Origin of the sequence: Pseudohongiella sp., assembly GCF_011050365.1 — a bacterium.
In the GTDB taxonomy this organism is placed as follows: Bacteria; Pseudomonadota; Gammaproteobacteria; order Pseudomonadales; family Pseudohongiellaceae; genus Pseudohongiella.
Window position 1 is genome coordinate 29,605 of record NZ_DRFV01000008.1, and the last position, 24,471, is coordinate 54,075.

Here is a 24,471-nt window from a genome sequence, read left to right on the forward strand (position 1 = left end):
ATGGCCCAAGCCAGTTGGGGCATGCCCCTCTAAGTTTCTGCTACTGACTGTGGAAGATTCTGGTGATGTTGTCAGTTTAGGCGATTAGCCAGCCGATCGCGGCGCTGGCGAGAACCACGAGCCAGGGGGGAAGTTTCCAGGCCATCAGGGCGATCAGGGCGACGAGTGCCATGGCGAATTCTTTGGGGCCGACGATGGCGCTGGTCCACACGGGATCGTAGAGGGCAGCTAAAAGCAGGCCGACAACGCCAGCGTTGATGCCCATGAGTGCCGATTGCATGCGGGTATTGGCGCGAAGTTGTTGCCAGAATGGTAATGCACCGGCGATGAGCAGGAAGGACGGCGCGAAGATGGCGAGCAGGCAGATCAGCCCACCCAGCCAGGCAGTTGGCGGGAATGTCATGGCGGCGCCGAGAAAGGCGGCGAAGGTAAACAGGGGACCTGGCACGGCTTGCGCCGCACCATAGCCGGCGAGAAACACATCTTCCGGTACCCAGCCGGTCGGGACAACCTCGGCCTGCAGCAGCGGCAACACCACATGGCCGCCACCGAACACCAGCGAACCGGCGCGATAGAATGCATCGATAAGCGCCAGCGTCTGAGAAGGAAATAGCTGCATGGCTATTGGCAGCGCCAGCAGCAACACAAAAAACAGACTCAGCCAGAACAGGCCGGCGCCACGACTGACCGGGACCCGCCAGTCATCATTGGCGTCGCTGGCCGCCGGTTTGAAGGCGAACAGACCCACCACACCCGCGGCGACGATGACACCGACCTGCGCGTACACTGATGGCAACAGCAACACCAGACAAGTGGCAACGGCCATCAACGTGAGACGCGGGGTATCCGGGCACAGATTGCGTGCCATTCCCCATACGGCCTGCGCTACCACGGCCACCGCGACGACTTTCAATCCGGTTAACAGACCTGAGGAAACCGCACCGTCGGCAAACCCGTAAATGCCCATGGCCAACAGTATCAGAACCAGTGCCGATGGCAGCGTGAAGCCGAGCCAGGCCGCCAGTGCGCCGCGATAACCGGCACGTGACAAACCCAACGCCAGTCCGACCTGGCTACTGGCCGGACCCGGCAGGAATTGGCACAGCGCTACCAGGTCGGCATAGCTGCGTTCGTTTAGCCATTGACGACGGCTGACAAATTCATCGCGGAAATATCCGATATGGGCAATCGGCCCGCCAAATGAGGTTAAGCCCAGGCGCAGGAAAATCAGAAACACCTGCAATGCATTGTCGGTGCCTTCAGCAGCAGGCCTGGTTAGATTGTTTGCTGACACGATTCAAAATCCCCTTTTCACTATCAACTGCGCAGCGTTGCCAAAAACTCACGCACGGCATCGGCTCTGCCCCTGAACACAACACGCTCCGGGTGTTTCTGCCCCTGATAATCGTACATGGGGTCGTAGTAATCGCGTAGCAGGCTGCGAATCCACACCCGATGTTCGGCGGCATCACCTTCGCGGTGCGTCCGGATGGCATTTTCCAGTTGTTCACTCACCACCGCGTAACGCTCACCGCCCAGACGTTTACGCACGCGGAACAGGGACTCACGCAGGTCCTCGATAAAAAGCTCAAAGCCCTGCTCTGCACCGGCATGTTGCTGCCATTCCGCTGATTTACGCAAAATGTAATTGAGGTAAGAGTGTTCCGTTCGCGCGTCCAGATCACTTTGCAACTGAATCAACGGTGCTTTTGCCATGGCCTCGCGCAAACCATGCGGCAGCGCACAGCGACCGATCAGTCGGCTCTCGTCTTCCAGAACAATTGCTTTACCCGGGTGCCGGTGCTGATGTTTAAGCATGGCAATGATCAGCCGGTTTTCAAAATCAATCTGTGACGGTTGTCCATCGGCGCGCCGGCCGAATGAACTGCCCCGGTGATTGGCAATACCTTCCAGATCAACAGAGTCAGGTAACTCATTTAACAGATCAGTTTTGGCAGAACCTGTGTGTCCCGCCAGTACCAGAATTTTCTGGCGGCTGCAGATCTGCTCCAGGCTACCGAGCAGAAACTGACGCATGGCTTTGTAGCCGCCCTCGACTCTGGGGTAATCCAGTCCCGCCTCATGTAGCCATTGCTGACAGATTTGTGAGCGCAGGCCGCCACGGAAACAATACAGATATCCATTCGGATGCTGACGCGCCTGTGACAGCCACGCGTCCACACGCAGTGCTTTGATATCGCCGTTGACCATTGAATGGCCGAGCGCCATTGCAGCCTGCTGTCCCTCCTCCTTGTAGCAGGTGCCGACCGCTGCCCGCTCGTCATCGGTCATCAGTGGCAGGTTGACGGCATTGGGGAAAGCCCCGCGTGCGAATTCGACCGGTGCACGGGTATCTATCAGGGGCGCATCATCAAGAAACAACGCCAGATAGTCCTGGGTGTCAGCTCGCATATCAACGCAGCCTGACGCGGATATCGTCATCGGCGCTGGCAGACGACAGTTCACCGATTGGCTGGCAAAGTTCCTCTGGCACACCCTGTTGCCGCAGCAGTGCCTCCACTTCATCACGGCTCTCCGGCAGCACTGCTATCAGCAGGCCGCCGCTGGTTTGCGGATCACACAACAGGTTACGCTGAGCGTCGTCCATTGGCGCCAGCCGGTGACCGTAGCTGTCGTGGTTACGCAGGGTGCCGCCGGGCACGCAGCCCAATGCCAGATAATCACGCACTGACGGCAATACCGGCACTCGCGCGATATCCAGCTCGGCAATCAGATCACTGCCTTCACACATTTCCAGCAGGTGACCCATCAGACCGAACCCGGTGACATCAGTCATGGCTTTGACGCCGGCTATTTGTGCCAGGGCAAGGCCGGGTTTGTTGAGTTGACACATGACATCACGCGCCAGAAACTCATGCTCCGGCTTTAGCCTGTTCTGCTTTTGTGCCGTGGTCAGCACGCCGACACCCAGCGGCTTGGTCAGGTACAGCAGGCAACCGTCGGTCGCGGTATTGTTCTGCTTCAGGTGCTCACGCTGCGCCAGACCGGTCACGGCAAGTCCGAACACTGGCTCCGGGCAATCAATGCTGTGACCACCGGCCAGCACGATACCGGCGTCCGAACACGCCTGACGCCCGCCATCGACTACCTGCCCGGCGATTTCCGGCGACAGTTTGTCTATCGGCCAACCCAGTATGGCGATGGCCATCAACGGACGTCCACCCATGGCATAGATATCACTGATGGCATTGGTGGCGGCGATGCGCCCGAAGTCAAAGGGATCGTCGGCAATCGGCATAAAAAAGTCGGTGGTGCTGAGAATAACCTGGCCATTGCCGATATCATAAGCGGCCGCATCGTCTTTCGAGCTGTTGCCCACCAGCAGAGCCGGATCGGTGGCAAACTGGCGTTGTGACGCCAGTATACGGTCCAGTACCGCAGGTGCGATCTTGCAGCCACAGCCGGCACCATGACTGAAAGCAGTCAGACGAACCGTCTGGCTATTGTTTGTATCCGGAGATGACATAGAATTCCCACGATTTAATGTTTTACGGATTATAACGCGCCAACGGCACCATTGCTCTTCAGGGCCACATGTTGACCCATTTTGCGATTTATATGATGCTGATGCTTCTGAAATATAACGTGGTTGGTTTCAAGGAGATGCGGCAATGCTCAAGCACTGGCTTTACATTTCGGTTCTCGGCGCCGGGTTGGCAGCCTCAGCGCCTGTTTGGGCGCAACCGGGAGGCAGTAATGCACTGCCGGACGGACCGGGCAAGGATCTGGTGGAAATTGCCTGCACAACCTGCCACGGCCTGAATCTCATCTCTCGCTCGGCAGGTTATGCCTCTGCCGCTGACTGGCATCGGGTGTTTTCCACCATGGTCGAGCTGCCAGCCGCCCAGGCGGAAACCATTGCCACCTATCTGGCAGCCCACTTCCCTGAAGATACCAGCCGTCGCCCGACACTTGTTGCCGGTGACTTCGACATTGAAATCACCGAGTGGCAGGTACCCACTCTGGGTCAGCGTTCACGCGACCCGGCCGAAGCCCCTGATGGCTCAATCTGGTGGACCGGCATGTGGGCCAGCCTGGCCGGCCGACTGGACCCGGAAACCGGCGCCATGGAAGAGTTTCACTTACCGCCAACGGCGCGGCCACACACCATCGTGCCCGATGAAGACGGCAATATCTGGTACACCGGTAACAGCAATGGCACCATTGGCATGCTTGACCCGGAAACCGGCATGGTGACTGAATATGCAACTGAAGCACGCGATCCCCACTCGGCGGTTTTCCATCCCAACGGCAACCTGTATTTCACCTCTCAGGGTGCTGCGATGCTGGGCCGCCTGAACCCGGACTCCGGCGAGCTTCGGGAGATCAATACCGAACCCAGGCCCTATGGCATCAAGGTAGACCAGGGTGGCGACGTGTGGATTGCCTATAACGGCACCAACAAGCTGGGACGCATGGATCCCGACTCCATGGAAGTGCGCTATTACGAAGTGCCCGATGAGCGCACCCGTATCCGCCGACTGGATCTGGATAGCGCGGGCAACGTCTGGTTCGTCAATTCCACCATGGGCAAGATCGGCAGACTGGAGCCGGAAACTGGTGATATCACGCAATGGGACTCGCCAAGCGGGCCTGATTCACACCCCTACTCCATGGCCGTCATTGATGACGTGATCTGGTACAACGAATCCGGCATGCGTCCCGATGCACTGGTCCGGTTTGACCCGTCCTCGGAACGATTCCAGAGCTGGGCTGTACCATCCGGCGTGGGCATCATCCGCCATGTCTGGGTGACCGAGGACAACAACCTGCTGATTCACCAGAGCAGCAGCAACAAAATCGGCCTGGTACAGATTCCCTAGTCCCTATAACGGACACGCTGATGAACCGGATTGGCTGGCAAATGGTCAATCCGGTTTTAGCGATGCCGTTTACCTCAGCTCGCTGCGGAATCGGCAACGTCCACGTGACCACTGTGCAGATTGACCAGCTGCCAACCAGTCTCGCGATTGTTGCTGGCGATCGGCACTGTCAGCACCGGTATATGGCTGGCTGCCTCTGCGCTGCGCTGCGGACTGGGCCACGGCCACGCGGTCGCAACCACAGAATCGAACTGGATATTGCCGATGCGGTTGTGCAGTCGCTGGTGCACATGCCCATAGATGACATTGACCTGATCAAATGGCGCCAGCATGGCCTGCAGGATGTCGGCATCATCGGTCCAGAAATTCCAGGCTTTGCGAATCTTCTGCAAGGGTGCGTGTGACAGCACCACGATCGGTGTCGTTTTGTCCGTGTTGTCGAGGTCCTGTTGTAGCCATTGACGCTGGGCTGCACCCACCATAAAGGGTGACATGCGCGGGCTGTCCAGACCGGTCATTTCCGCCATGCGGCGTTCAGCTGAATGCCAGCGCCGCAATGTCCAGTCTTCGCAGGTCAGCACGCTGTTCAACACAATAAAATGCACGCCTTTGTGATCAAAGCTGTAGCTCGGCTCGCCAAACAGCGAACGCCAGCGTTCGCCCAGATCCAGGTAGTAATCATGCTCTCCCATGACCATATGTAACGGACTGCGCAAGCGGGACAGGATATCGGCACCATGGTCCAGTTCGGCACGGCTGCCGAGTTGCGCCAGATCACCACCAAACACAACAAAATCCGGACGGGGGCTCATCTGGTTGATTTCTGACACAGCTCGCTGCAACGCCTGTTCCTGCCTGGCGACAAACTGTCTGCCGCGAATCTGCTGCAAATGCGCATCGGAGATGCAGGCAAAACTGAAATCCCGGGTCGACTGACCTGAGTTCGCGAAAGCCACCTTCACCACGCTGACCGGGAGCACACCGGCAATCGTCACGTTGGACAAACATTGCATTGCCGTGCTGATGAACTGGCGCCGATCCATTGCTGATCTCCTGTAAGCCATTGCCCGCAACCGGTGACTCAGCCGGGCAGACCTGTTTTGATTGTTCTCCGTCCGCTGCGCTGCGTCAACCATCCATTGTGTGAGCTCGCGCCATGGATGTACCGGCTGACAGTGGACACCCGGGGCAGGATTGACTATAGTTCTGCCGCATCACCACCCACTCCTTCACCTGACACAGTACCGCCGACAATTCTATGGCCCGAGGCACGCTTTACACAATTTCCGCTCCTTCGGGCGCCGGCAAAACCAGTCTGGTCAACGCATTGCTGGCCGACGGTGACGACACCCTGTGCGTATCGGTATCACACACCACACGTAGCAAGCGTCCCGGCGAGCAGCATGGCGTCAACTACCATTTTGTTGACCGTGACCAGTTTCTGGCCATGCGCGAGGCGGGCGACTTTCTGGAGTCGGCAGAAGTCTTTGGCAACATGTACGGCACATCACGTGTCTGGGTGCAGCAGCAACTGGACCTGGGCATGGATGTCATTCTGGAAATCGACTGGCAGGGTGCTGAACAGGTGCGCAAGCTGATCAGCCCGGTGAAGAGCATCTTTATCCTGCCACCGTCACTGACCACACTGCAGGAGCGCCTGACCGGCCGCGGCCAGGACGATGCAGCGACCATTGCCGGCCGCATGCAATTGGCCAAAAATGAAATATCGCACTACGGTGAAGCTGACTATCTGGTGATCAACGATCAGTTCGACGCGGCGCTGGACGATCTTCGCGCCATCTTGCGGGCCGCCCGCCTGGAGCGCGAACAGCAGTTGCGCAATAACGGCAACCTGCTACAGGATTTGCTGGCCTGACAGCGCTGTTTTTCGCCGTTTTTGCCCCCGGTTCACTGAATTTGCATGCAAGCGCTGCATAAATTCAGTATCATAGCCGGTCCTCTGTTATATGCCACGACGTTTTCCGGCCTGCAGTCCGCGTCCGTCAATCGTCTATCAGCGGCGTAACTGATTTTTAGCAACAGACTTTTAACATCGAATTCTAACATCGGATTCAAGTTCAACAAGGCAGGTTTTATATGGCACGTATTACCGTAGAAGATTGTCTGAGCAAAGTAGACAATCGCTTTCAACTGGTGATGATCTCCAGCAAGCGCGCGCGTCAATTGCAGACCGGTGGCAAAGATGCCCTGGTGCCGGAAGACAATGACAAGCCCACCGTGATCGCGCTGCGCGAAATCGCCGAAGGCCTGGTTGATGTCAGCATTCTCAAGGCACGCCCCGCACCGGCCCGCGAAGTCGCCGAAGCCGAACTGGACGCCACCGCAGCCATGATGGGCGCTATTGTGGCTGACCCTGACGCAGAGCCGGCAGAAGAGCCCCTGTCAGACGACGAGTAAGGTCTAAAGGAGTCGGCTGGTGACATTAACAATCGACTCTCTTGCCAGCAGCCTTTCAGGCTATCTGGCATCCGATCAGGTGAACAGTGTCCGCCGTGCCTACTTCTATGCGGAGCAGGCACATGACGGGCAGTTCCGCCGCAGTGGTGAACCTTACGTCACCCACCCGCTTGCCGTTGCCAATATCCTCAGTGAAATGCATATGGACCATCAAAGCCTGATGGCTGCCATGTTGCACGATGTCATTGAGGATACCGGTGTCAGCAAAACTGCCGTAAAAGGCCAGTTTGGCGAAACGGTTGCTGACATGGTTGATGGCGTCAGCAAACTCAACAAGATTACCTTCAGCAGCCATGCTGAGGCCCAGGCCGAAAACTTCCAGAAGATGGCGCTGGCCATGGCGCGCGACCTGCGCGTGATTCTGGTGAAACTGGCGGACCGCCTGCACAATATGCGCACGCTGGACGTACTGAGCCCGGAGAAGCGCCGCCGCATCGCCAAAGAAACCCTGGATATTTATTCGCCGATTGCTGCCCGGCTGGGCATGAACGCGGTACGGGTAGAGTTCGAGGAGCTGGGTTTTGAAGCGCTGTTCCCGATGCGGGCACGACGCATCAATGCCGCCGTCAAAGCCATCCGTGGCAACCGCAAGGAAATCGTCAAACAAGTGCAAAGCGCTATCGAAGCCTGCCTGGAGCGCGAAGGGCTGCCCGGGCGCACCATCGGTCGCGAAAAGCACCTGTACAGCATCTACGAGAAAATGCGCACCAAGCGCAAATCTTTCTCGGAGATAATGGATGTCTATGCTTTCCGTATTGTAGTCGACTCAGTTGACACCTGTTATCGTGTTTTGGGCGCCGTACATAATCTTTTCAAGCCTGTTCCCGGGCGTTTCAAGGATTATATCGCCATCCCCAAAGCCAATGGTTATCAGTCGCTGCATACCACGCTGTTTGGCATGCACGGCGTACCCATCGAAATCCAGATCCGCACCGAGGAAATGGAAGCCATGGCCAATAACGGCATTGCCGCCCACTGGCTGTACAAGTCGTCGGATGATACCCCCAGCAACGCCCATATCCGCGCCCGCCAGTGGGTCAACGGCTTGCTGGAAATGCAGCAAAATGCAGGCAACTCCCTCGAATTTATTGAAAATGTAAAGATCGACCTGTTTCCGGATGAAATCTACGTATTTACGCCCAAGGGTCGCATCATGGAATTGCCTGCCGGCTCCACTGCGGTGGATTTTGCCTATGCCGTACACACCGACGTGGGTAATAGCTGTGTCGCCTGCCGTATCAGTCGCCGCCTGGCGCCACTGAGCGAACCGCTGGAAAGTGGCCAGACCGTGGAGATCATCACCACGCCCGGTGCACAGCCCAATCCTGCCTGGCTCAGTTTTGTCGTCACCGGCAAGGCGCGCAGCAATATACGCCACTACCTGAAAAACCAGCGTGAGTCCGAATCCATTGCCCTCGGTCGTCGCCTGCTCAACAAGTCGCTGGCCGGTCACGGCGCGCAACTGGAGAAGCTCACCGGCGAACAGCTGCAGGAGCTGCTGACCAACCTTAACGTCAGCGAACTTGATACCCTGCTCAGTGACATCGGCCTGGGTAATCGCATGGCCCACATCGTGGCGCAGAAGATGTTCCCGGAAGAAGCCAGGGAGATGCCCAAGGCCATCAGCAAGGACTCCAAACAGGCGTCTCTGGCCATCCGCGGCTCGGAAGGTATGGTGATGAGTTATGCCAAGTGTTGTTATCCTATTCCCGGCGACCCGATTGTGGGCCATATCAGCTCCGGTCGCGGCATGGTGATTCATACCGAAACCTGCAACAACATCGCCGAAATTCGGCAAAATCCGGAAAAAGTGGTATCAGTGCGCTGGGATCCGGATGTCGAGGGCGAGTTCGCGGTAGAGATTCGCGTCGAGCTGGAAAATGAACGTGGCATCATTGCCAAACTGGCTACCGCCATCACCAGCAAGGAAGCCAATATCGAACGTATCAGTACCGTCGAACGCGATGCCCGGTTCAGTATCGTCAATCTGCTGCTGAACGTGCGCAATCGTATTCACCTGGCCCGCGTGATGAAGCACGTGCGCCTGATCAAACCGGTCACCCGGGTGGCGCGGGTGAAAAGCCGCAAGCTGGTAAAGCCCATAAAAGGCAGCATTACACCCGAAGCTTTAAAGCGTCAGCATTGAAAGTAAGCAGTCACTGACCATCGTCCCTCCACACCTCTGACAAGGAGCCTAACATGGCTGACAAACAGGCAATTTCAACTGAACTCGCACCCTCGGCCATCGGCCCGTATTCGCAGGCCATCAAAAGCGGCAATATGGTATTCCTGTCCGGGCAGATTCCGCTGGATCCGGTTTCCATGGACGTTGTCGAAGGTGACATTGAGGCGCAGGCCCGCCAGGTGCTGGACAATCTGGCAGCGGTAGCAGCTGAAGCGGGCGGCACTCTGGACGATTGTGTCAAACTGACTATCTATATGATCGATCTGAGCCATTTTGCTGTGGTTAACACCACCATGCAGCAATACTTCCAGACACCCTACCCGGCGCGCGCCACCATTGAAGTGTCGGCCCTGCCGCGCGGCGTCCAGGTCGAAATCGACGCCATCATGATGCTGCCTGCGACGGCTTGAACCCGGCCACCATGTCAGGCCCGGTGGCGCTGAGCGATATCCCGGTAACCCAACTCAACGGTGTCGCGGCGCGGCTGGCCGAGCGTTTGGCTACGCTGCATATCCACACAGTGCAGGACCTGCTGTTCCATTTGCCGCTGCGTTACCAGGACCGCACCCAAATCGCCTCCATCGGACGGGTGCGGCTGGGCGATGATGTCATGTTGGAAGCTGAAATCCTCAGCTGTGACATCGACTTTGGTCGCCGGCGCAGCCTGGTATGCAGGATCAAGGATGCCGGCGGCATCATCAGCCTGCGTTTTTTCCATTTCAGCGCGGCGCAAAAGAAGATGCTGGCGCCGGGCAATGTGCTGCGCTGCTACGGCGAGATTCGCAGCGGCAAAAACGGCTACGAGCTCTATCATCCCGAATACCAGGTGCTCAAACCCGGCGAAATTGCTCCGGTAGCTGACCGACTGACGCCAATTTACCCCGCCACCGAAGGTCTGCAACAAACCCGATTGCGCAAACTGATCGATCAGGCGCTGGCGTTGCTTCAGTCCCCTGAATCACTGCCGGACTGGATTCCCGCCTCTGTGCTGAATCGCGTCGCCTTTCCCGGCCTCGCCGACGCGCTGCAGTATCTGCACCACCCACCGGTGCAGGCGCCGGTGACACAGCTGCTCAATGGCGAGCACCCGGCGCAACAGCGACTGGCATTTGAAGAGCTACTCAGCCATCGTTTGTGCCTGCGACGTCTGCGCCAGCAATCGGCACAACATCATGCGCCGTTGATGGCCGCGCACAGTGATCTTGGCCAGGCCTTCCGGCAACAACTGCCGTTTGCCCTGACCCGCGCACAAACCCGGGTGAGCAACGAAATCAGTCACGACCTGGGGCTTGAGCAGCCGATGCTGCGCCTGTTGCAGGGCGATGTCGGTTCCGGCAAGACGGTGGTGGCAGCGCTGGCGGCATTGCAGGCGGTAGACAGCGGCTACCAGGCGGTCATCATGGCGCCCACCGAGATCCTGGCCGAACAACATCACGTCAATTTCACCCAGTGGCTGGCACCTTTGGGTCTGCAGCCCGGCTGGCTCAGTGGCAAGGTCAAGGGTCGTCAGCGCCAGCAGACCCTGCAGGGCTTGCGGGACGGCAGCAGCAAGATCGCCGTCGGCACTCATGCCCTGTTTCAGGAAGGCGTTGAATTCAGCAATCTGGGCCTCATCATTATCGATGAGCAGCACCGCTTTGGCGTCCACCAACGCCTCGCACTGCGCGAGAAAGGCAATACCGGGATGACCATTCCCCACCAACTGGTGATGACAGCCACACCTATCCCGCGCACGCTGGCCATGAGCGCCTACGCCGATCTGGATTGCAGTGTGCTGGACGAACTGCCTCCGGGGCGCACGCCAGTCAATACGGTGATTATTTCCAACGAGCGTCGGGATGAGGTCATCGCCCGCATCCATCAGGCCTGCCTGCAGGGCAATCAGGCCTACTGGGTATGCACGCTGATCGATGAATCAGAGGCCTTGCAGGCGCAGGCGGCAGAGGCCACACTGGCAGCGTTGCAGACCCAGTTGCCGGATCTGGCCATTGGGCTGGTGCACGGACGCATGAAAGCCACTGAAAAAAGTGCGGTGATGGCGGCGTTCAAAAAAGGGGAACTGCACCTGCTGATTGCCACCACTGTGATTGAAGTGGGTGTCGATGTGCCCAACGCCAGTCTGATGATTATCGAGAATCCGGAACGGCTGGGGCTGGCACAGCTACACCAACTGCGGGGCCGGGTGGGCCGCGGCGCCAAGGCCAGTCACTGCCTGTTGTTGTATCAGACACCGCTGTCACAGCTGGGCAAACAGCGACTGGGCATCATGCGTGACAGCAATGACGGTTTTTACATCGCGGAACAGGATCTGGCCATTCGCGGACCGGGACAGGTGCTGGGCACCCGTCAGACTGGACTGATGAGTTTCAGAATTGCCGATTTGGCGCGTGACGCTGCCTTGCTTGATCCGGTAAAATCCGCAGCAGACACAATTGAACACGACTATCCTTCACATATCGACCCGCTGGTAAACCGCTGGCTCGGCGACCGGGAACTTTACGGCAATGTCTGATTATAAACCTGCAGTGCGCTGCGTTCTGTTAAAGGACGATCGCAACCTTGTGCAATGTATTTTGCCCACCGAATCCTTGCTGGATCTGCGCACGCTGCAAAGTGTGACTGAACGCGGTTTCGTTCCAGTGGCACAGGAAGATATCGTCAACGCCAGTCGCAGCCGGCGCCTGCAGCCGCTATCGGAGTGCCGCGACTTTTTTGTGCTGCCAACATTTATCGACAGCAGCCTGAGTGCCGGCGACAACCTGATCGTCGATGCAGACGGCCTGACGTTGTCGGCGCTGCGCGAGACACTGCATGCACGGGAAGTCAATATCCGCCATGTTGCCTTCACGCTGGCTGCCGACTCCCTGCAACGCGACTTGCCCGAAGCTGAACATGACACACAACAGATCAGCGATTCCATCCGTCACTTCACTTCCCTGCGCATTCGTCAGCGACTGGACGAAACCCTGGAAATTCCGCCGCTGTCAGCCACGGCTGATCGCATCATGGCTCTGCGTGCCAATCCCAATGCCACCGTGGCCGAGCTGACCAGTATCGTCGAGGCCGATCCGAGCCTCGCCGCGCAAGTGGTCAGCTGGGCATCTTCGCCCTATTACGCGGCACCGGGCAAGATCCGCTCAGTACAGGACGCGATTGTCCGTGTACTGGGCTTTGATCTGGTCAGCAATCTGGCGATCGGTCTGATACTGGGTAAAACCGTTGAGGTACCCAAAGACCAGAGCGCCGGTTTCACCCCCTACTGGTTGCAGGCGGTATATTGCTCCACGGCGTTAGAAGCCATGGCCCGCATGGTGCCGGCCAGCAAACGGCCGCGCCAGGGCATGATTTACCTGTCCGGCCTGTTGCACAACTTTGGTTATCTGGTGCTGGCACATACCTTTCCGGAGCACTTCTCTACTATCTGTCGCTACGCGGAAGCCAATCCCGAAATCAGCCACGTTGCCATCGAAAAGCACCTTATTGGCATCAGTCGCGAACAGATCAGTGCCTGGCTGATGCAGTCGTGGAATATGCCGGAAGAAGTCTCCACCGCTCTGCGTTACCAGCAGGACGCCGAGTACACCGGCCCGCACGCCATCTACGCCAACCTGATTTTTATTGCCATGCGTCTGTTCCGCCAGCACGGTATCGGCGACGCGCCACCCGAACCCGTCAGCGATGCCATGTTCGAGCGCTGCGGGCTGGAGCGCGGGCGCTGCGAAGAGCTTATCGACAAGCTGGTGCTGTCAGCTGACATCACCCTGATCGCAGATCAGATGTCGATCTGAAACAACCCCTGGACCAACGCATGCGACCGGTACTTTTTATAAACTCTCAGTTGCAAAAATATTTGCCGCGCGTTCATGCGCGTCTGCCTGCGTTTATTTTATTGACCAGACTGAACCGGCCCATTGGCACACTGCTGTTGTTGTGGCCCACCCTGGGCGCTCTCTGGCTCGCTGCCGGTGGCCGGCCTGACTGGCAATTGATCGTCATCTTTGCCTTGGGTACTTTGCTGATGCGCTCGGCGGGCTGCTGTATCAATGATTTTGCCGACAGTCATATCGACGGTGACGTGCTGCGTACCGAGAATCGCGCCATCGTGACAGGTCAGGTCACCCGCAAAGAAGCCATGCTCTGTTTTCTGGGTCTTTGCCTGGCCGCCTTTGGCTTGTTGTTGTTCACCAATGTGTTGACCGTGTGGATGTCCCTTGGTGCGGTTGTTCTTACCGCCATATACCCGTTCATGAAGCGCTACACACACCTGCCGCAGCTCGTGCTGGGCATGGCGTTTTCGTGGGGCATCCTGATGACATTCACCGCGCAGACCGGCGAGCTGCCACCCGCCACGGCCTGGCTGCTGTATGTGGCCAACTGTTTATGGACCGTTGCATACGACACCCAGTACGCCATGGTGGACCGGGAATACGATCTGAAAATCGGCGTCAAATCCACTGCCATTCTGTTCGGCGATGCCGATCGTATGATGATCGGTGCGCTGCAGGCCATGTTCCTGTTCGCCATGTTCCTCGCCGGCGGGCAGTTTCAATTGTCAGCCATTTATTACCTGGCGCTGTTTGTTGCCGCCGGCCTGTTTGTCTACCAGCAATGGCTGATCCGCAATCGCGACACTGACGCCTGCTTCCGGGCCTTTCTCAACAACCACTGGGCTGGCCTGGCGGTGTTTGTCGGCGTGATTCTCAGTATCTGACAGCCAGCGCCACAATTGCGATTGCCTTGCCAGTGCGAGATAATCCGCGCAGCAGCGTCACATCGACGCTACCCAATTCTTACCACTTTCCTGGATTTTAAACTATGAACAAAATACTGTTCGCGACATTGCTATTGCTGATGTTTGCCGCCTGCAGCGAACCTGCAGCACCACCGCCCGCGCCGGAAACCAATACGGCAGAAACGACTGCGCCGGCAGAGACCCAAACCGAAACCGAGCGCCTTAACGCCTGGTTTGATGAAAAGTATGAAGAGCAACTGCAATTGAGCCCGATTGCCATGACTTTTCAGGGTATCAAGCAGCGTTACGACGAGCTTGATGACTATTCTGTCGAGGCCGAGGAAGCACGACTGGAGTGGAGACGCCAGAGCGTTGAGGAAATGCAGCGCGAGTTTGACTACGACGCTCTGACCCAGGAAGCTCAAACGTCCTGGGACATCTGGACCTACCAATATGAACAGGCCGCCCTCGCCGCCGAGTTCCGCTACAACGGTCTCGTTTTCGAACAGATGAATGGCGCTCAGGGCTTTCTGCCCACCTTCCTGATCAGTTTCCACAATGTAGCTGACGTGTCGGATTACGAGGCGTTCGTTTCCCGTTTGTCTGAAACCGGCCGTGCGCTTCGCCAGTTGATTGAGCGGGCCGAAGAATCAGCCCAACGCGGCGTGATCACCCCCGGCTTTGCGCTGGAGAAAGTCATCGATCAATCACAGAATGTAATTACCGGTGCACCGTTTACTGACGGTGAAGACGCCGCCATCTGGGCTGCTGCCAAGACCAACCTGGCGACACTGGTGGATGCTGGGCAGCTGGAGCAACCGGACGCTGATGCCCTGCTTGAGCGCACTGAGACGGCATTGATGCAGGATTTTGCGCCTGCGTTTGAGGGCATCGTTGCCTGGGCCGAATCAGAGATGGACAAGGTGCCGGAAGTATCTACCGGTCTGGTCTCGCAGCCCAATGGCGAGGCTTACTACGAGTACCGCCTGGCCAATCAGACCACCACTGACCTGAGCGCTGACGAAATCCATGACATCGGCCTGGCTGATGTGGCACGACTGCGCGGGGAAATGGAAGCGGTCAAGGACAGCACCGGCTTTGATGGCACCTTGCAGGAATTTTTTGTCATGCTGCGTGAAACCCGGGATGACGAACGCTTCTATTACCCCAACAATGATGAAGGTCGTCAGGGTTATATCGATGATGCTACGGCAGCCATCGAGAACATCAAGGCGCAGCTGCCCAACTACTTTGCCACGCTGCCACAGGCTGACCTGGTGGTACGCCGCGTGGAAGCCTTCCGTGAACAGGATGGCGCCCCACAGCATTATTACGCCGGTACACCCGATGGCTCACGCCCTGGCGTGTATTACGCGCACCTGTCTGACATGAACGCCATGCCCAAGTCCGAGATGGAAGTGATTGCCTATCACGAGGGTCTGCCCGGTCACCACATGCAGATCTCCATCGCGCAGGAACTGGAAGACATGCCGCGCTTCCGCACCCAGGCCGGTTTTACTGCCTACTCTGAAGGCTGGGGTCTGTACTCCGAGCGTCTGGCCAGTGAAATGCCGGACACCTACGAAGACCCCTACTCCCAGTTTGGTCGTCTGACCTCGGAGATGTGGCGCGCCATCCGTCTGGTGGTTGATACCGGCCTGCATTCCAAAGGCTGGACCGAGCAGGAAGCCATCGACTATTTCGCGGCTAACTCCTCTGTGCCGTTGGCGGCCATCACCACCGAAGTGCAGCGCTACATCGTGATGCCGGCGCAGGCTACGTCGTACAAAATCGGCATGATCAAGATCCTGGAGCTGCGCGAAACTGCGCGTGACGCACTGGGCGACGATTTTGATATCCGCGAGTTCCACGACGCCATCCTGCTGGGTGGTGCCATGCCGCTGCATTTGCTGGAACGACGCGTGAACCAGTGGATTGAAGAGGTGCAGGCGCGCAGCTAAAACCTGCTCAAGCTGGACCACCCAAGCTAAAGGGGCGTCATACTATGACGCCCCTTTTTTTGTCAGGCGCCTTTACGTTGGAATAAACCGCAACGCCGCCCCATTGCTGCAATAGCGTATGCCGGTTGGCGGCGGCCCATCCTCAAAGATGTGCCCATGATGGCCATCGCACCGGGCGCAGCGATACTCGGTGGGTGCGCGGAAAGCATAAATGGGTTTGCGGGTGGTGAGATGCTCATCGATCGCCCGCCAGAAGCTGGGCCAACCGGTGCGGCTGTTGTACTTCCAGTCGGATTTGAACAGGGGCAGGTCGCAGCCGGCACAGACGTAGGTGCCGGCTCGATACTCGTGGAGCAAGTCGCTGCTGCCGGCGAACTCGGTTTGCGAGAAGCGCAATACCTCGTATTGCTCGGCAGTCAGACGCTCACGCCATACCTGGTCGCTCAGGTAGAGTTTTTCCACTGCTGGCGGCGTATCAGCCTGCAGCCGGGCACCACGCCCGATGGCGCCAGCCAAAGGTGCAGCGGCGATAATTGTGAGAAACGTGCGTCGGCGCAAGCGTGCAACCTCAATAGAATGTTTTATGATCTGTCTTGTGACCTTTCTTGAGGCCCTGGGGGATAGTATCGCGCTCCAGGCCTCCTGAGAACCTGTCAGAACTATTCCCGATTTATTCCCGGCAAGGGCTTTTAGCCTGTCCATACAGCCTTTTTCTGATTTTGCCACATATGAGTGCAGCCCCATAATGGGTCGCACCACACCAGTGCGGCGCGTATGCCCGAAACACTCATCTCGTCCGTCAAACAGCGTAGTTGGCCGTACTTTTCAACGTTGGCCCACTCTTTGCAGAGTACCCGTCAAGAAAGTCACTACTTTCGAAAGCGTAAAAATAACGCAGAACAGCTTACTATCAAGCACGGATTTATCTTGGAGAAAACTTATGAAAAGATTGACTCAACTCACAGCAGGCCTGGTACTGGCATCAAGCGCACTGGTTGTATCCACCAGCGCATCAGCCGAAGTCTCCTACAACATCGGTTATGCATCTGAGTACTACTTCCGCGGTGTCTTGCAAAAGAACTCTTCTGCCAGCGCTGGTATCGACTATGAGTCCGAAGGATTCTACGCGGGCAGCTGGGCGGCAGACGTGGGTGATGGCCTGGAAGTCGATGGTTACTTCGGCTACGGCATCGAAACGGAATCGGGTCTTTCTGCCAGTATCGGTTACACCGGCTACTTCTACACGGGTGAGTTCGACGACACCTATCAGGAAATCAACTTCGGTCTGGGTTATGGCATGTTCAGCCTGGGCTATTCCGTCGGTGAATGGGACGGTTTCGGCGCCAGCCAAGATTATGACTTCCTTGATCTGACCATCACTGGCGAGTCTGGCCTGTACGGCACAGTCGGCATGTGGGGCGACGAGTTTGACGGCGAATACCTGGAAGTGGGTTACGGCTTCAGCTTTGCCGACTTCGATATGGGTATTGCAGGCATCATCAACAGCGAAGAGCTGTCTGACGAAGTGGGTTCAGGCGGCAGCCCAACCACTGGCGAAGCCATTGTGTTCTCAATCGGCAAATCCTGGTAAGTTCTATACAGGTCCACATCTGTATCAGACATAAAAAAGGCTCCTTCGGGAGCCTTTTTTATTGGTTTGAAATGGGGGGGTAAAGGGGACAAAGGGATTTGCGTAGCAAATCTGACCTCAGTCCCCTTTAAACCCTTTAAAACCATCAATAGAGGTAGATGGCCTGGCGGTCGCCGTTGGGATAGATCAACCAGTAGTCCCCGACGCCATTGCCGCTGAGGTCGCCTGCGAAGGTGTAACGCATCGGACCGCCCGCTGGTTCGGCGCCTTCGCGCACCATCAGCTCAACACGCAGGCGCAGGGTGCCGGCGTCCTGCTCCACCGTGATCAGGCCCAGCTCATTGATGCTCACATCGCGCACATCATCACCCAGTTGCCACAGCAGGTCACTCAGCGCGTTCCAGTCTGCCGGCACCGCGATGATGTCCTGCTCCAGCAACGTGCCGTCGGCAGATTCAAACACCTGTGACATGCCCTGAACGTTACCGAGTCCGGGCATGGCGTGGAAATGCAGGCCTGGCGTGTCATGGCGGTAGGCAGGCACGGCCAGCAGGCCCGGACGTACGACGTAGTAAAGGTTCGGAACATCTTCCGAAGACACGCTCAGGGCAACAGTCTCCCCGGCACTGGCCTGAGTCTCCTGCTCCGCGGCACCCGTCGACGGTCCCGGTTCTCTCGCTACCAGCACACTGCCATCAGACGCCAGTTCCAGACCAATCTCATCATTGAGTACCCCCTCAAATTCATCGGCTGAAACAAGCATCGGCACCAACTCAATCCGCAACCCCTCCGGCGATGCAAACAACACATGACCCTCGGCGGTCACCCGCACCTCTTCATCGCCATCATGACGCTGCACCGACACCGGCACCAGTGCTGCCCGTCCATCGTCCAGCATCAGAGAGAACTCCCCTTGTTGCGAATCAAAACCCGCCTCCGACAACTGCGCGCCGAAGTCCGGCAGATCCGTGATCAGGCTGGCCAGGGTCCGGTCGCCGGACGCCAGCACACTGGCGTTGAGATCCGGTACCGATACCGATTCATCACCATTCCAGCTCAGTTGCGGCAGGGTCTGTGCCAACTCCGTATTCTCCGGAATCTGCTGGACAGAGCTGAAACGCACCCCCTCACCCAGTTCAACACCCGGCTCAAGAACGGTGCCCACACCAATCACCACATGCGATAGTTGCGCGCCAGCGCTCACCGTAGCACCCACAATTCGGCCCGGCGCTGACGGCTGGCCACTCAGGTTCCCGGAAACAACACCGCCGCTAATGATTGCCGACGCACCCAGGGTTACATCACCGGTGATTTCACCTGCGTTGTTCACCGTCCCGTTGATGACACCGCCGTCCAGCACGCCACCCGCCAGGATGGTGCTCACACCATTGAGTGTGGCACCCGTCACCATCCCGCCTACGGTGTTGCCAGAGACCGGTGGCGTCACCGGCGCTGGCGCTGGCGCCGACACACTGACCACTGAAGTCAAAGCCAACACCGTCGTGTTTTCGTCGGCGAATGCCGCGCCACCATCGTCCTGCAGCTCGATCAGCGTTATCTCGCGGCTGGCGTTCGCTGAAATGTCGCCATCGTGCCGATAGCGTATTCCGTCCACCAGTGCATTCATGCCGGCACTATTCAGACTCGTCCCCGTCACACTCACTGTCGCAGTGGAACCCACAACAGAGACCGCAACAGTCAGACCGGTATCCGCCGTGGCGACAGAGTTACCGTCCTGCAACTCAACATCGCTGCCGTCAATAACAAGCCATTCATCCCCGGCTCCACCCAGATCACTCACGGTCAGGGTCAGCGATTGCAGCAACTGACCCGTACGCACCGTGGCGGCCGCATCAGCAAAGAGCTGAACAGCCGCGTCGCCTTCAACAAATTCAGGGTCCAGCGCTGTTACCAACAACGCCGGTGGTGCCAACTCTCCCGTATAGAAAGCATTCACCGAACTCCACTCACCAGCGACCGTGCCCGCATTTTTCGCTCGCACGCGCCAGTAATAAACTGTATCCGCATTCAGTGAAGGCATGTCGACTTGTGTCACGTTGCCGGCCACGTTCAGCGTGGTCTGCGTCGTCGTGAAGCTCTCGTTATCAGCAATAGCCAGTTCATAGCTGTCAGCACTAATTGCTGCAGCCCAGGTAAATACCGGGTCGGCCGTCGTCACGGCCGCCTGGTCCGCGGGTGAATCAAGCACAGCAATGCCCGGCATGGAAACCGGAATATCCAGGTACGGGTAGCCAGCATTGACTTGTGAATCGAGACTCCAGATATTGGCAAAGTCCCAATTGCTGCTATAAGACGAACTTTGCTGCATTTGGGCCGTGATCCACCCTTCGCCTGCCGCACTTTCATCCATGTCGCTGGTAGCCGTGTCCCAGACACTGTCCAGGGTGTTAGGGTCGGATGCAAATATGCCACCTACCAATCCTCCGGCCCCGCCCGAACCTCCGCTCACCATTCCGGTTGAAAAACTGGTCTCGGTACTGGCGTTCTCAAAGTACTGCTCACCGATCAGTCCTCCCACGTCGCTGTCCCCGGTGACCGCTCCTCGCGCAAACGAGTCCACGATCAGAGCACCTTTGTAATTTTGGCCGACCAGACCGCCAATATCGTTGGCACCGGAAACGTCTCCGATGGCAAAACTTTCCCGAATGATTGTTCCGGATCCAAATTGATAGCCTACCAGCCCACCGACCCGGCCAAAAGTGCTGCTGACCTGCACGTCCGCGCCACTGCGTCGAATCTTACTACCGTCCTGACTCCGGCCGACCAATCCGCCAACATTGTAACCTTCGCTGCTTACCTGCCCCGAAGCCCATACGTCTTCTGCCACTGAATTTACAAATTTTCCGACGAATGCACCGACTTCATTTGAGCCGGTTACATTCACATCGGTGAGAAACAGGCTGCGTACTGCACCGCCACTGATCTCGCCAAACAGACCGACGCTAATACCAGTGCTGTTTATATTCAGTCCACTGATCGTGTGTCCGTTTCCGTCCAGCTCACCGGTAAAGGCGGCCGATTCGGATCCGATTGGCACCCAGTCCCCGGCTAACTCGCCCAGATCAATATCCGCCGTCAGTTCAAAATGATCCGAGAGATGTTCACGCATCAAATCAAGCTGCTCCGCGCTGGCTATCTGCCAGGGGTCGGCACTGCTGCCATCACCATCGGCAAATACCACCGCCGGTGTGGTAAACGTGGTGGTCTGCCACTGCCCGATGCTGTCACCAACAACCGCCCGCACGCGCCAATGGTACTCAGTGTCCTTTTCAAGCACCGGACCATCCACACTGGCTGTGGCCAGGCCCGATTGCTCCAGCACAATATCGTTGAAACCCGCATCACGGGCCAACTGGAAGTCATAACTGACCAGATTTGACGTTGTACCCGTATTCCAGGTGAAGGTCTGCGGCAGTGCCGGTTCGGAAAGGTTACCTACGGGTGCCTGAATAGCCAGCGTCGCCCCGGCGGCCACATTCCAAAGTAGCACGGGGTAACCACCATTCAGGCTGCTATCCATGCCCCAGGTACTGTCGAAATTCCAGCCTGAAAAGATGCCGGATGCGGCCATGGTCCCGGCATCAGTCAACTCGTCAGTATCACTGCCGATGCCACCGTCACTGGTACTCTGCCCGCTTGTCACGGTATCCCAATAGCTATCCGTGATATCAGCGACAGTGCCATCCGCAGAGCCAATAAGCCCGCCCTGCGTGTCAGTCGTCGCGGAGGTGGTCACCGGGCCTGTAGCATAACTGTTTTGCACAGTGGCGCCATTCCGGGTATACCCCAACAGCCCGCCGATGTTGGACCCTCCCGATGTCACAGCCCCCCGGGCGAAGCTGTCCTGGATCTCTGAATTGTCGACGTCTCCTGAAAGGCCACCAACATAGCTGTACGTCGCGTTTACATCACCCAGAGCAAAGCTACGCTTTATCACTGTGTCTGTACCCGAGCCAATCAGCCCCCCAGCGAAATTCCCACCTTGTACGCGAACATCTGCACCGCTATCACTTAGCGTGGAGCTTTGAACAATACCAATCAAACCACCGGCATAGTTCGACGCCAAGCCTCTCACCTCGACATCCCCACTGACATAGACATGAGACACTGTGGAACCCGCAGCCCCGCCGGCCAGAACCCCGACTTTGTTGACGCCATGGTCCGAGGTAACGATTTGCGCATCCGTCACATGTAGGTCACGAACCTCTGCGTCTCTCAGATAACCGAACAGACCCTGATCTGACGCATCCCTGTCAAAGTTGAGGTGCAGTCCATTGATGGCGTAGCCATTGCCATCCAACACTCCTCTGAAGCTGTCACTATACTCTGGGCCGATTGGGGCCCAGCTTGTCCCGTCAAGATCAATATCCGCAGTCAGTTCAAAATGGACTGTGGAGTTGTTGAGGTAATTGCGCACCTCATTGAGCTGCTCCACCGTGGCGATTTCATAAGGCGAGCCAGAATCTCCGCTACCACCCGCAAATTCAGCAGCATGGCTAAAACCCGACGCCGCCACCAGGGCGAGCACGGAGAAGAAACGGAACAGGGAAAGGGTGTAGTGACGAGACGGACAAAACGGGAAAATCACGGGGCAGATTACTCCTGAAACGATCGCTGATTCGGTAGCGATTACTTGATCTGCGGCGATTCTACAGAGGTACGGGGGGGGTGACTTGACTCTACAGTGCAGGAAAATTGACTCTACGCCTCAATAACAGCACACTTGGCACCATGAACAGGATACGCCGGTCACAGTTCAGCACCGCAGAACTGCCACCACAGCAACGCTTTGCCGACTGGCGCGACAGCATTGGTACGCTGTTCGATGTGCGCACCCACTCGATGCAGACCGACAGCGCTTTCAGAGCCACGCTGGACAATCTGTTGATCGATGGCCAGTTGATGCTGACACATTGCAGCACACTCGCCCAGCGCTTCGAACGCAGTGCCTACCGGGCCGCCTCGGACGGCCTGGAGCATTATCTGGTGCAGACTCACCTGAGCGGCGAGCAGCAGATCCGGCGTGGCAGGCGGCAAACCACTGTCAAACCCGGTAACCTGCTGATCATCGATCTGGCTGAAGAGCACGAAGCTGTGAGCACGGATTTCAGTCACCTCAGCCTGCTTGTGCCGCGCCCCTTGCTTGCCCCGCTACTGAACCACGCAAACAGTCAGCACGGGCGCGTGCTGCCCGCCGGGAACCCTCTGGTGACGCTTTTAGTCAATCACATAATCACCCTGGCAGACGTCGCGGAACGACTCGGGGACGATGACGCTCAGCAGTTGGTCACGCCCACCCTGCAATTGCTGGCCGGATCCCTCAACGGTGCGCCCGACAGTGTGCCGGAAGGCACGCAGGCCGTGCATAACAGCCTGTTCCTGCAGGCACGCCGGTATATCGCCAGCCGCCTGTATGGGCACATCAGTCTCGACGCGCTTTGCGCGCACCTCAAGTGCTCGCCGGCAACGCTATCCAGGGTGTTCCAGCCCCATCACGGAGTGCGCAGCTACATCCAGGAACAACGTCTGCGCAGCGCCGCGCGTCGCCTCGCCAGTCAGCGCGACGCCCACCTGCGAATCGTCGACATTGCCTGCGAGTCCGGTTTCACCAGCGACGCGCACTTCAGCCGCGCCTTCCGCCGACGCTTTGGCCTGACCCCCTCCGACGCTCGCCATCTACGCCACGACCCGCTGGCCAGCGACACGGACGGAGCGTCCAGGGAACGAGATTACGAGCGCTGGGTCGTAGACAGCCTGACCTGAGGGTTTAAAGGGGACGGAGGAATTTAACTCCTCCGTCCCCTTTATGCGGGATTCGGGTAGATACCTCAACCGCAACAACCGCGCCTGTGTACTGTCATTTGTATTTTTCTCAATGGCGTGCTCAGCCGCCCAGAAACGGCAGGCTCAGCTTCGCCAGTGCATCGCGTGCCACCAGGAAACCAGCTATTCCGATGATCCAGCCCACAGTGGTTTCCCCATGCCGGGAGATCCAGGCATCCAGCTTCAGTAGCACCGGCTCCACCAGGCGCTGGCTGAAACGCCGCAGTGCCAGTAACAAAAGCGCTGGCACCACCATGACCAGGCAGTAGGCCGCCAGCAACCCGACAACTGCAGGTGCGGCAAGTTCAGTAGTGCTCAATATGGCCATGGCAGCCAGGTAGGGCAGCATGGTCGCCACTTCCGCCATGGCAGCGAGCAGTGCCATTGTCATCAGAAAACGGGAGGTGGCGTTTTCGCCGGAGGCCCGTTCCCGCCAGCGCGCGGCCCGGTCCGGTTTCCCCAGACGGCGGCTGCGCTTACTGTCGAACCGGAAGCTCAGCACAAACAGACCCACACCCAGAAGCAGTTGCGCCCAAACCACGATCGGGTTGCCGGTGAACCGGCCGAGCGCATCAAACAACGGCGCTGCGCCTAACATCAGCAAGATCCCGACCAGAAGATAAAACAGGGCGATCGTGGCCACGTAAAGCAATACCCGCACTGGCTTGACGCCGCCGGGAGCCATCAGCAGCCAGATCGGTATGAAAAGGGTTCCGATACTGGTGCTGTCCAGCAGCGCCAGCCCGATCAGACTCAGGATAAGTGGTAGATCCACGAGGGCAGTTCCATTTTGGGTCTGAAGAAGAGTTCCGAAAAGTTAGCACAAACGCGTCAAG

Annotated in this window: 16 protein-coding genes and 2 pseudogenes; 11 read left to right on the top strand and 7 right to left on the bottom strand. The window is 57.8% G+C overall.

Annotation, left to right across the window (positions count from 1 at the left end; genetic code table 11):
- Nucleotides 1-76: 76 nt before the first annotated feature.
- The 3 genes from chrA to selD are packed head-to-tail and all read right to left on the bottom strand — an operon-like array spanning nt 77 to nt 3,487.
- The gene (gene chrA, locus ENH71_RS06025) at nt 77-1,294 is read right to left on the bottom strand and encodes a chromate efflux transporter (protein ID WP_294136160.1); all 1,218 of its coding nucleotides are present in this window, start codon (nt 1,292-1,294) and stop codon (nt 77-79) included.
- A 23-nt stretch (nt 1,295-1,317) separates the two neighbouring features.
- Nucleotides 1,318-2,412, bottom strand: a complete 1,095-nt coding sequence (gene mnmH / locus ENH71_RS06030) for a tRNA 2-selenouridine(34) synthase MnmH (protein ID WP_294136162.1) — start codon at nt 2,410-2,412, stop codon at nt 1,318-1,320.
- Between the two features lies 1 nt (nt 2,413).
- Nucleotides 2,414-3,487 carry a selenide, water dikinase SelD gene (gene selD / locus ENH71_RS06035; RefSeq protein ID WP_294136165.1) on the bottom strand — a complete coding sequence of 358 codons (1,074 nt, stop codon included), beginning with the start codon at nt 3,485-3,487 and terminating at the stop codon, nt 2,414-2,416.
- A gap of 145 nt (nt 3,488-3,632) precedes the next feature.
- Here selD and ENH71_RS06040 point away from each other — a divergent pair, with 145 nt between their 5' ends.
- Nucleotides 3,633-4,844: a Vgb family protein gene (locus tag ENH71_RS06040; RefSeq protein WP_294136167.1), complete on the top strand. Its 1,212-nt coding sequence runs from the start codon at nt 3,633-3,635 to the stop codon at nt 4,842-4,844.
- 74 nt (nt 4,845-4,918) lie between these two features.
- Here ENH71_RS06040 and ENH71_RS06045 read toward each other — a convergent pair whose 3' ends face one another.
- Entirely contained in the window at nt 4,919-5,887 is a 969-nt protein-coding gene (locus ENH71_RS06045) for a metallophosphoesterase family protein (RefSeq protein WP_294136169.1), read from the bottom strand.
- Nucleotides 5,888-6,102: 215 nt separating this feature from the next.
- On the opposite strand from ENH71_RS06045, the gene gmk reads away from it, so the two are divergent.
- The 8 genes and pseudogenes from gmk to ENH71_RS06085 all read left to right on the top strand — a co-directional run bounded on the left by gmk (nt 6,103) and on the right by ENH71_RS06085 (nt 16,200).
- On the top strand, nt 6,103-6,720 hold the full coding sequence (gene gmk, locus ENH71_RS06050) for a guanylate kinase (protein WP_294136171.1): 618 nt from the start codon (nt 6,103-6,105) through the stop codon (nt 6,718-6,720).
- Nucleotides 6,721-6,941: 221 nt separating this feature from the next.
- Nucleotides 6,942-7,125, top strand: a pseudogene (rpoZ, locus tag ENH71_RS16195) (DNA-directed RNA polymerase subunit omega); the annotation flags it as partial.
- Between the two features lie 156 nt (nt 7,126-7,281).
- Nucleotides 7,282-9,405 (top strand): annotated as a pseudogene (gene spoT / locus ENH71_RS06060) (bifunctional GTP diphosphokinase/guanosine-3',5'-bis pyrophosphate 3'-pyrophosphohydrolase); the annotation flags it as partial.
- Between the two features lie 116 nt (nt 9,406-9,521).
- Complete coding sequence (locus tag ENH71_RS06065) at nt 9,522-9,917, top strand: RidA family protein (RefSeq protein ID WP_294136173.1); 396 nt, start codon at nt 9,522-9,524, stop codon at nt 9,915-9,917.
- 11 nt (nt 9,918-9,928) lie between these two features.
- Nucleotides 9,929-12,019 (top strand): ATP-dependent DNA helicase RecG, encoded by a 2,091-nt coding sequence (recG, locus tag ENH71_RS06070; protein ID WP_294136178.1) that lies wholly within the window; start codon nt 9,929-9,931, stop codon nt 12,017-12,019.
- Nucleotides 12,012-13,295 (top strand): HDOD domain-containing protein, encoded by a 1,284-nt coding sequence (locus tag ENH71_RS06075; protein ID WP_294136175.1) that lies wholly within the window; start codon nt 12,012-12,014, stop codon nt 13,293-13,295. The genes recG and ENH71_RS06075 overlap by 8 nt, the downstream gene beginning before the upstream one ends.
- A 38-nt stretch (nt 13,296-13,333) precedes the next feature.
- Nucleotides 13,334-14,218 (top strand): 4-hydroxybenzoate octaprenyltransferase, encoded by an 885-nt coding sequence (ubiA, locus tag ENH71_RS06080; protein WP_414704718.1) that lies wholly within the window; start codon nt 13,334-13,336, stop codon nt 14,216-14,218.
- Nucleotides 14,219-14,322: 104 nt separating this feature from the next.
- Nucleotides 14,323-16,200, top strand: coding sequence for a DUF885 domain-containing protein (locus tag ENH71_RS06085; protein ID WP_294137633.1), 1,878 nt, complete (start codon nt 14,323-14,325; stop codon nt 16,198-16,200).
- A gap of 72 nt (nt 16,201-16,272) precedes the next feature.
- On the opposite strand, the gene msrB is transcribed toward ENH71_RS06085, so the two are convergent.
- On the bottom strand, nt 16,273-16,758 hold the full coding sequence (gene msrB / locus ENH71_RS06090) for a peptide-methionine (R)-S-oxide reductase MsrB (protein WP_294131199.1): 486 nt from the start codon (nt 16,756-16,758) through the stop codon (nt 16,273-16,275).
- Between the two features lie 382 nt (nt 16,759-17,140).
- On the opposite strand from msrB, the gene ENH71_RS06095 reads away from it, so the two are divergent.
- On the top strand, nt 17,141-17,791 hold the full coding sequence (locus ENH71_RS06095; RefSeq protein WP_294131201.1) for a TorF family putative porin: 651 nt from the start codon (nt 17,141-17,143) through the stop codon (nt 17,789-17,791).
- 145 nt (nt 17,792-17,936) lie between these two features.
- On the opposite strand, the gene ENH71_RS06100 is transcribed toward ENH71_RS06095, so the two are convergent.
- Complete coding sequence (locus tag ENH71_RS06100) at nt 17,937-22,400, bottom strand: glycoside hydrolase family 78 protein (protein WP_294131203.1); 4,464 nt, start codon at nt 22,398-22,400, stop codon at nt 17,937-17,939.
- A 143-nt stretch (nt 22,401-22,543) separates the two neighbouring features.
- Between ENH71_RS06100 and ENH71_RS06105 the strand changes: the two genes are divergently transcribed.
- A complete protein-coding gene (locus ENH71_RS06105; protein ID WP_294131205.1) occupies nt 22,544-23,575 on the top strand; it encodes an AraC family transcriptional regulator in 1,032 nt (343 codons plus the stop codon).
- Nucleotides 23,576-23,696: 121 nt separating this feature from the next.
- On the opposite strand, the gene ENH71_RS06110 is transcribed toward ENH71_RS06105, so the two are convergent.
- A complete protein-coding gene (locus ENH71_RS06110; protein WP_294131206.1) occupies nt 23,697-24,410 on the bottom strand; it encodes a GAP family protein in 714 nt (237 codons plus the stop codon).
- Nucleotides 24,411-24,471 lie beyond the last annotated feature (61 nt).

Coding starts and splice junctions, on each gene's coding strand:
- mnmH (WP_294136162.1), bottom strand. CDS start 2,412: ATGCGAGCTGACACCCAGGACTATCTGGCGTTGTTTCTTGATGATGCG.
- selD (WP_294136165.1), bottom strand. CDS start 3,487: ATGTCATCTCCGGATACAAACAATAGCCAGACGGTTCGTCTGACTGCT.
- ENH71_RS06040 (WP_294136167.1), top strand. CDS start 3,633: ATGCTCAAGCACTGGCTTTACATTTCGGTTCTCGGCGCCGGGTTGGCA.
- ENH71_RS06045 (WP_294136169.1), bottom strand. CDS start 5,887: ATGGATCGGCGCCAGTTCATCAGCACGGCAATGCAATGTTTGTCCAAC.
- gmk (WP_294136171.1), top strand. CDS start 6,103: ATGGCCCGAGGCACGCTTTACACAATTTCCGCTCCTTCGGGCGCCGGC.
- ENH71_RS06065 (WP_294136173.1), top strand. CDS start 9,522: ATGGCTGACAAACAGGCAATTTCAACTGAACTCGCACCCTCGGCCATC.
- recG (WP_294136178.1), top strand. CDS start 9,929: ATGTCAGGCCCGGTGGCGCTGAGCGATATCCCGGTAACCCAACTCAAC.
- ENH71_RS06075 (WP_294136175.1), top strand. CDS start 12,012: ATGTCTGATTATAAACCTGCAGTGCGCTGCGTTCTGTTAAAGGACGAT.
- ENH71_RS06085 (WP_294137633.1), top strand. CDS start 14,323: ATGAACAAAATACTGTTCGCGACATTGCTATTGCTGATGTTTGCCGCC.
- ENH71_RS06095 (WP_294131201.1), top strand. CDS start 17,141: ATGAAAAGATTGACTCAACTCACAGCAGGCCTGGTACTGGCATCAAGC.
- ENH71_RS06105 (WP_294131205.1), top strand. CDS start 22,544: ATGAACAGGATACGCCGGTCACAGTTCAGCACCGCAGAACTGCCACCA.